Here is a 2,330-nt window from a genome sequence, read left to right as displayed (position 1 = left end):
TTCTGGAATTGCAAACAAATAACAAAATACTGAAGACAAAATTAATACTAAATTAAAATAATATGAAAAAAACATTACTTATATTATTGGTAATTGGGTTTTCAATAACAAATAATACAGCTCAGGTTTTTAAATTATATAATAATACCAATGGATTAAATGGGAATCTTGTAAAGAGCCTTACAGCTGATAATTCTGGTAACCTATGGATAGGCTGTTCCTCTGGATTAAATAAATTTAATGGTACTACTTTTACATATTTTAGTACTTTAAATGGGTTACCTCATAATAATATAAAATCACTTACCACAGATGTATCAGGAAATGTTTGGATTGGAACACAAAATGGGTTAAGTAAAACTAACGGTTCGGGATTTGTTAATTATAATACTACAAATGGGTTGCCATCAAATAATATAACTGCTCTGGCATCAGGTTCAGGTGGAATGTTATGGATAGGAACTTTTTCATCAGGGTTATCAAAATATAATGGACTCACTTTCACTAATTATACAACCGCAAACGGTCTTATAACAAATGGGATATCTTCTATTTGCGAGGACTTGACAGGAAATATATGGATTGGAACTGCATTAGGAATTTCAGTTTTTGATGGTACTACATTTACAAATTATAATACTGGTAATGGATTGCCTTCAAATAGTATAAAAGCAATATATTGTGATGTCTCAGGAAACATATGGATAGGAACCAACTTAGGTTTAGTAAAATATAATGGAACTAGTTTTTCTACATTAACAACATCCGATGGATTATTAAGTAACTTTATAACTTCCATAAATGAAGATGGTTTAGGCAACATATTAATTGGTTATTATGATGTTGGAATATCAAAGTACAATGGAACAATATTTACACATTTTAATCTTAATAATGGCTTTATCTGGAGTAATATTGTAGCAATTAAAAGTTTTAACAATAATATTTATGCCGGTAATTCTTCTGGACTAATTGAGTTTAAAAGATATCTTATTCCACCTGATAGATTTGATTATCTTGATACAAATAATATTTCAGCAGGCATAAATGCCAGCGGTTATCTTTTTGCAACCCCAAATGGTCAACCTGCCTTTAAAGTACCTAAGAATACCAATATTTCTACTATTTGGGGTAGTTCAATATGGATGGGTGGAATTGATCAAAATCATTTACTCCATTTACTTGGAAGAGCCACTAATGCACAAGATAATGACACCTGGCCAGGATCACTTCTTTCAAATTTGAATACTTTTATTGATGATAGCATATGGAATAGAGTCTGGAAAATTTCAAAATCAGAAATAGATTTTCATATTTTAAATTATAACCAACCCAGTTATGTTATTCCAAAATCAATTTCTGAATGGCCCGCCCCTACTGCAGATTATATTGATGCTAATAGTAACAATTTGTACGATCCTCAAAATGGTGATTATCCTCTAATACGTGGAGATCAGGCGATATTGTCAATTTATAATGATCTTGCCTATACCCATGGTTCAGGTGGACTACCTTTAGGAGTTGAAGTTCATTCATTAACATATTCATTTAATTCAACTGATTCTGCTATTGCAAATACTGTATTTAACAATTACAAAATTTACAATTATTCATCAAATAATTATAGTGATTTTTATATTGGAATACAGTCAAATTTAACTATTGGTGATTATATCAATGATTATATTGGTTGCGATAGCATTTTAAGTTTATATTATGGATATAATGCAACAGTATCAGATGATTTATATGGTACACACATACCGGCACAAGGAGTTGTTTTTTTAAGTTCACCTTTATCTTCTTTTAATTATTTTAATGATATTGCAGGAATCGGTGGAGGAATAGGGCCAGAAACAAGTATGGAATATTATAATATATTAAATGGTTATTGGATGGATGGAACTTCGTATACATTTGGAGGAAATGGTCATGGGGGTTCAGTTTATACTAACTATTGTTATAGTAGCGATCCTAATAATCCAGCAGGTTGGTCAGAAGTAACTGCAAATAATAGTCCGGGTATTAGGACTGGTATAGGAAAAGTAGGTCCTTTTACATTACTTGCAGGAAAAGCAATTTGTTTAGATATTGCTTTTCCAAATGCAATAGATTATTTTGGAAATAATTTAAGTTCTGTGTCATTATTAAAAGAAAGAACTTCTCAGATTATTAACTTTTACAATACCCAAGGTTGGGTATGTGGAGAAATTTATACAGACACAAATACAGTTGCACATTTATATACACAAAATCCAACAATATGCAAAGGACAGCCTTATCAACTAAACAACATAGTTGTTGGCGGGGCTCCGCCATATACTTATAAT

General features: G+C 30.8%; 1 protein-coding gene. It reads left to right on the top strand.

Annotated features, from left to right (window positions below):
- Positions 1–62: 62 nt before the first annotated feature.
- A partial coding sequence (locus tag HY951_06545) for a hypothetical protein (GenBank protein ID MBI5539700.1) occupies positions 63–2,330 on the top strand: 2,268 nt, incomplete at its 3' end.

The organism is Bacteroidia bacterium (genome assembly GCA_016218155.1).
Taxonomy (GTDB): domain Bacteria; phylum Bacteroidota; class Bacteroidia; order Bacteroidales; family GWA2-32-17; genus GWA2-32-17.
Note: the sequence above shows the minus strand (reverse complement) of the source record. Positions and strands in the feature narration are given on the sequence as shown.